Source organism: Roseateles sp. P5_E11, from assembly GCF_054049355.1.
This window is the reverse complement of sequence record NZ_JBFUMO010000363.1, coordinates 1-6,011: the sequence shown is the minus strand read 5'-3', so window position 1 is coordinate 6,011 and position 6,011 is coordinate 1. Positions and strand designations below refer to the sequence as shown.

General features: G+C 69.9%; 3 protein-coding genes and 1 tRNA gene. 1 reads left to right on the top strand and 3 read right to left on the bottom strand.

Translation table 11 applies throughout. The features are described from left to right. Positions 1 to 5: 5 nt before the first annotated feature. A tRNA-Gly gene (locus ACXJKR_RS21930) sits at positions 6 to 79 on the top strand. Positions 80 to 268: 189 nt separating this feature from the next. Here ACXJKR_RS21930 and ACXJKR_RS21925 read toward each other — a convergent pair. The 3 genes from ACXJKR_RS21925 to ACXJKR_RS21915 all read right to left on the bottom strand — a co-directional run bounded on the left by ACXJKR_RS21925 (position 269) and on the right by ACXJKR_RS21915 (position 5,614). Continuing rightward, complete coding sequence (locus ACXJKR_RS21925; protein WP_457324618.1) at positions 269 to 1,207, bottom strand: diguanylate cyclase; 939 nt, start codon at positions 1,205 to 1,207, stop codon at positions 269 to 271. Then, on the bottom strand, positions 1,204 to 3,816 hold the full coding sequence (locus tag ACXJKR_RS21920) for a response regulator (protein ID WP_457324617.1): 2,613 nt from the start codon (positions 3,814 to 3,816) through the stop codon (positions 1,204 to 1,206). The genes ACXJKR_RS21925 and ACXJKR_RS21920 overlap by 4 nt, the downstream gene beginning before the upstream one ends. A 121-nt stretch (positions 3,817 to 3,937) precedes the next feature. Then, a complete protein-coding gene (locus ACXJKR_RS21915) occupies positions 3,938 to 5,614 on the bottom strand; it encodes a bifunctional metallophosphatase/5'-nucleotidase (protein WP_457324616.1) in 1,677 nt (558 codons plus the stop codon). Between the last annotated feature and the right edge of the window lie 397 nt (positions 5,615 to 6,011).

Here is a 6,011-nt window from a genome sequence, read left to right as displayed (position 1 = left end):
CCATTGCGGGTGTAGTTCAATGGTAGAACTTCAGCTTCCCAAGCTGACTACGTGGGTTCGATTCCCATCACCCGCTCCAAATGCCAACGGCCCCACTCGGGGCCGTTCGCATTTGGACAGGGCCTTGGGATGAGAACCCACCCGGGTTCGCTCAAGGACAGCCGGTGGCTGTCCTTGGACGGCGCCGTGCGCCGGGCCGAGTACCAGCGAGGCCGATGGATCGGTCCGACCGATCCATCGCATTCCGAGCATTCCCTTCGCGCCGCCGTCAGCCCTCTACCCAGCTGACGCGCCCCCTCCCCGCCGCCTTCGCCAAATACAGCGCCTTGTCCGCCGCCTCGACGAGCCCCTGGGCCTGCGAACCCGCCGACACCCCCAGACTGATCGTCACGCAGCCTTCCACCCCCGGATGCGGCAAGGACAAGGCCCTCACCGTGTCCTCCATCAACTGCGCCACCCCGATCGCTCCTGCCAGATCGGTGTCCGGCAGCAGGCAGACGAACTCCTCTCCGCCGTAGCGCGCCAGCAGATCGGTCGGCCGCCGCAGGCAAGCTCGCAATGCCGCCGCCACGCGCCGCAGGCAGTCGTCCCCCGCCAAATGCCCCAGCGCATCGTTGTAGCGCTTGAAGTGGTCGACATCGGCCAGCACGATGGCCAGCGGCGAGCGCGAGCGCTGCGCACGCCGGGCCTCGGCGATGAAGCGCTCGTCGAAATGCCGGCGGTTGTGCACGCCGGTCAGCCCGTCGATGAAGGCGAGCTCGCGCAGCAGGTCGGACTGCGCTTTCAAGGTCAGCTGGGTCCGCACCCGCGCCCGCACGACGGTGGGGTTGAAGGGTTTGGTGATGAAGTCAGCCGCGCCGGCGTCCAGCGCGCGGGTCTCGTCCTCGGGCTGGTCCTGCGCGGTCACGAAGATGACGGCGATGGAGCGCAGCAGCGGGTCGGCCTTCAGTTCGGCGCAGAGCTGGTGGCCGTCCATGCCGGGCATCTGCACGTCCAGCAGCACGAGGTCGGGCTGGCGGTCGCGGCACAACTGCAGGGCGCGGCTGCCGTCGGTGGCCATCAGCACCTGGCAATCGCTCGCGAAGACGCGGTGCAGGGCCTGGATGTTGACCGGCTGGTCGTCGACGATGAGCAGGCGCGGGCGGCGGCCGGCCGGCGCGTGGCCGGGCGTCAGCGGTGCGCGGTCAGGCAGGGAGAGCTGCATCATGGTCGGGCTTCCAGCGTCGTGCGCAGGCGGTGGCACAGCGTCAGCGCAGTGCCGAAGTCGAGGGCTTCCATGGCCGAATCGAGGGCAATCACGGTGCCTTCGTCAACCTCGTGCCGCAGCCGCTCGCGCAGGCCCTGGTAGAAGTCGAGCGCAGCGAGGTCGGCGCCGTCGAGCAGTTCGGCGAGGGCATCCACGTGCTGGGCGAGGCTGCCGGGCGCTGCGGGCCGCTGCTGTTCGGCGAGATCGTCGTGCAGGGCCTGGCGGGCGTGCAGGTCGGCGGCGAGCCGGTCCAGCGCGGCGAGGTCGGCCTGGCGGCGCTCGAGAAAACGGCGGCGCCAGTCTTCGTCGGGCGCGCCGGCATGTTCACCTTCGGCGGCCAGGGCCGCCAGTTCCCCCGCGCCGAGCATGGCGGCCAGCCCGCGGTAGCCATGCAGGCCGCGCGTGGCGGTACGGCCACCCTCGGCCAGGGCCCGGGCGAGCTTGCGATCCTGTTCGTGCAGGGCGGCCAGCGTGCGTTCGAACAGCTCAATGCGGCCGGACATGCGCGCCAGCGCCTCGGCCAGAGCGATGCCGGCACGGCCCGCGTCGGCCAGCAGGGTGGGGGGCAGTTCGGCGGTCACTGTCCTGGGCGCCGTGGGCGCAGCGCCGCAGCGCCGGCTGATCACGGCGACCAGCACGTCGGGGTCGAAGGGCTTGCCGATGTGCTCGTCCATGCCCGCCTCCAGGCAGGCATGGCGTTCGGCGTCCAGCGCGCCCGCCGTCATCGCGATGATGGGCAGGGTCAGGCCCAACTGGCGGCGGATCAGCCGCGTCGCCGTCGTGCCGTCCATCACGGGCATCTGCACGTCCATCAACACGGCGTCAAAGCCGCGCCGGCCACGGGACTGGGCAAGCAGGGTCAGGGCCTGCTGGCCGTCGCCGGCCAGGCTGACCTGGGCGCCTTCCAGTTCAAGCAATTCGCGAGTGACCTGCTGGTTGCCGGGGTTGTCCTCGACGACGAGCAGGTGCAACCCGGCCAGCCGCTGCGGTGCTGGTTCGGGCGGCTCGCCGTCACTGCAGCGTGCCTGGATGGCCGCGCTGACGGCCTGGTTCAGCAGGGTCGCGGTGATGGGCTTGACGAGGAAGCCGTCGAGCAGGGCCTGCTCGGCCGCGCTGCGCTGGGCCAGGCGCTCGCGGTCGTAGCTGGTGACCATCAGGATCAGCGGCTCGGGGCCGAGGCGCTGGCGCAGGTGCACGGCGGTCTGCCAGCCATCCATGCCGGGCATGACCCAGTCGAGCAGCACGACCTCCGGCGTGCCGCTGGTGATCAGCTCCAACGCCTCGGCGCCGCTGGCCGCCAGGCGCGCCGTCCAGCCCAGGGATTGGGCCAACGTGCCGATGACCCGGCGCGCCTCGGCATGGTCGTCGATGACGAGGGCCTGCAGGGCCTGGCGCGGCACCGGGGCGGCCTCCTCGGCGGGCAAGGGGAAGCTCAGCGTGAAGCTGAAGCGGCTGCCCTGGCCGGGCGTGCTTTCGACGTGGATGTCGCCGCCCATCAGGCGCACCAGGCGGCGGCTGATGGCCAGGCCCAGGCCGGTGCCGCCGAAGCGCCGCGCCGTCGACGCCTCGGCCTGGGCAAAGCCCGAGAAGATGCGCTGCTGCTGCTCGGGCGCGATGCCGATCCCGGTGTCGCGCACCGAGAAGGCGAGCACGACGCTGCTGGCGTTCTGCGACACGAGCGAAATGCCGAGCACGACCTCGCCGGCCTGCGTGAACTTGATGGCGTTGCCCGCCAGGTTGATGAGCACCTGCTGCAGGCGCAGTGCATCGGCGACCACGACCGGGGGCAGGGCGGGGTCGAGGTCGAACAGCAGCTCGAGCTCGCGCTTGTCGACGTTGGCGGCCAGGATGACGGAGAGGTCGCGCAGCAGCTCGTCCAGGCGTGTCGGGTGCGGGTCCAGGCCGAGGTGGCCGGCTTCGATCTTGGAGAAGTCGAGGATGTCGTTGAGCAGGCCGAGCAGGCCACGCGCGGCGCCTTCGCTCTTGACGGCGTAGTCGCGCTGGCGGGCGTCCAGCGGCGTCTTCTGCAGCAGGCGCAGCATGCCCAGCACGGCATTCATCGGCGTGCGGATCTCGTGGCTCATATTGGCCAGGAAGCGCGTCTTGGCTTGCGACGCGCGTTCGGCGGCGAGACGGGCCTGGGCCTGAGGCGTCAGGTCGAGGACTGTCAGCACGAGGCCACCATCGGGAAGGGGCGCCGTGCGCGCCTCAATGAGGCGCTCGCCGGTGCGGTAGGTCTCGAGGCGGTTGGCGCGCTGGTCGCGGCCCAGGGCCAGGGCCRCGTCGACCGCGGCGCGGGCCTGTTCGCCTTCGCCATAGTCGCCGCGCGCGGCGAAGAAGAGGATCAGGTCGTCGAAGCGCAGCGGCGGTTCTTCGAAGAGGGAGGCCGGCACGTTGAGCAGGCGCTCGAACTCGGCGTTGTGCACCAACAGACGCCGTTCGGCGTCGAAGACGGCCAGGCCGCAGGGCAGGTGTGCAATGACCTCGCGGATCAGCGGGCTGGGCGTGCCGGGGGAGGGGCCCGCGGCCGCRGGCCCGGCCTGAGGCTGGGCGTCACCGCCGGCTTGCATGTCCCACGCCATCACGCCCCCGAGCCGCTGCTGCCCGGCCAGCAATGCCGGGCGCTTCGAGTCTAGGGCGACCCCGTCAAGGCGCCGGGGTGGGGTCGCTACAAGAAGTTACAGGTTTGCCCTAGTCGCGCACGATGCGGCCAGGCGCCGCCTGGGAAAGCGCCTGCGGGTTGTCGCGCAACAGCTCGACGAGGGCGTCGATGTCGGTGCCGAGCACGGCGCGGTCGCGCCCATGCTTGAAACCCGCCTGGGCGTCGCCGCCTTCAGAGAGGAAGTTGTTGATGACGACGCGGTAGTTGCGCGCCGGATTCACCGGTTCGCCGTTGATGCGCGGGTCGACGAGTTGGGCGACGCCATCGGCCGCCGCGCGCCAGTGGTAGCGCAGCGTCGACGAGGGCTGCAGCATGCGCGGGGCGGCGTCGCCCTTGGGCAGCTGGCGCTGCAGGACGTCCAGCAGCTGCTGGCCGGTCAGCGTCACCGCGACGATGTCGTTGCCGAAGGGCTGGATGGCGAGCAGGTCACTCATCGTCGTGGGCTTGCCGGGCTTCACGGTCAGGTCGGCGCGGATGCCGCCGGGGTTCATGAAGGCCACGTCTGCCGGGCCCTGCTTGCGCGCGAAGGCGAGCTGGCTGTCCGCGATGAGGTTGCCCAGCGCGGAGTCGCCATGGGGCTCCTTGGCATTGCGCGAGGCGCCTTGCGTCAAGGTGGTGACCGGCTTGTTGCGGGCTGCTTCGGTCAGCGCGGCGGCCTGGGCCACCAAGGCGGCCAGTGCCGGGTTGGGCGCGTAGGCCGACTGCAGCACCGGGTGGTTGACGGCCTGGGCATCGAGCACGCGGCCGGCAGCGTCGAACTTGAGATGGCTTTCGGTGATCCAGCCGCCATAGCTGCCGGCTTGCACGACGAGGCGGCCATCGATCTTGCAGGTGTAGGCCTGATGGGTGTGGCCGCCGATGATGATGGCGTAGGCGGGGTCCAGGCGCTTGGCGATGTCCTGCACGCGGCCGGTCAACGTCGGGCAGGCGTAGCTCGGATCGTTGGCACTGGCGTCCCTTCCTTGAACGCCACCCTCGTGCATGACGGCCACCAGCACTTGCGCGCCCTCCGCCTTGAGCTGGGGGACGAGCGCATTCAGCGTGTCGGCCTCGTCGGCGAAGCGGATGCCCTTGATCGCCCGGGCGACGATGACATGGGGCGTCTCCAGCGTCGCCACGCCCGCGATGGCGACTTTCAGCGCGCCAGCCTGCTTGATGACATGGCTGGGCAGCAGCGGCTTGCCGGTGTTCGCGTCCAGCACATTGGCGCCGAGATAGGGAAAGCCGGGGCCCTTGTAGCCCGGCCACAGGCAACCGCCTGCGCCGCATTCGCCGCGGGTCTGGCGCAGCAGCTCGGGCAGGCCGGCATCCAGCTCGTGGTTGCCCAGGGCGCTGGCGGCGATGCCGAGCTGGGACATGGCCGTCAGCGTCGGTTCGTCGCGCAGCAGATTGGAGATCAGCGGCGAAGCGCCAATCAGGTCGCCGCCTGCCACAACCAGGGCATCGGGGTTCCTGGCCTTCAGCGCGGCCAGGGCCGTGGCCAGATACGCGGCGCCGCCGGCAGGCTGGGACTTGAGCGCGCCTGTGGCGTCGGGGAGGCGCGGCAGCAGCGGCGTGGGGTCGGCGGGCTGGATGTTGCCGTGGAAGTCGTTGATGGACAGCAGCGTCAGCTCTGTCGTGGCGGGCTGCTGCTGGGTGGCGCAGCCGGCAAACAGGGCGCCCAGCACGAGGCCGGTGGCGAGACGGAAGGAGTGGGTAAAGGCCATGACGGAGCGGCTTGGAGGAGGCTGGGATCTTGGAGGTTGGTTTGTAGCGCGAGTTTGTCGCGGTTTCGCGACATCACGAGGTTCTGCCGCAAGGTTTACATTCCAGTAAAGATTGCACCATATCGGTGCGACAGGCGGCCCGATTCGTGGCTTGGTTCCGTGATTCCCAAGTCAGCGGGCCAAAAACGGGGAGTAATGTCGCCGGCCGGCGATGCACTGTCCCAGTGCTTCACGCCGGGCGCGAGTGTCTGAATCGGGCCACTTCTGACTTACCCGTAAAGTTCTGTCACAGAAAGTCATGACAATTCCGGGGCGCTTTGCGAAGCGTCTTTCTGCCGCGGTCATCGACGAACGGCACCCTACTGAATCTGTTGAAGCCCGCGCGCTTGGCGCACCC

Excerpts from the sequence above, each read along its gene's own strand:
- ACXJKR_RS21925 (WP_457324618.1), bottom strand. The coding sequence starts at position 1,207 with ATGATGCAGCTCTCCCTGCCTGACCGCGCACCGCTGACGCCCGGCCAC.
- ACXJKR_RS21915 (WP_457324616.1), bottom strand. The coding sequence starts at position 5,614 with ATGGCCTTTACCCACTCCTTCCGTCTCGCCACCGGCCTCGTGCTGGGC.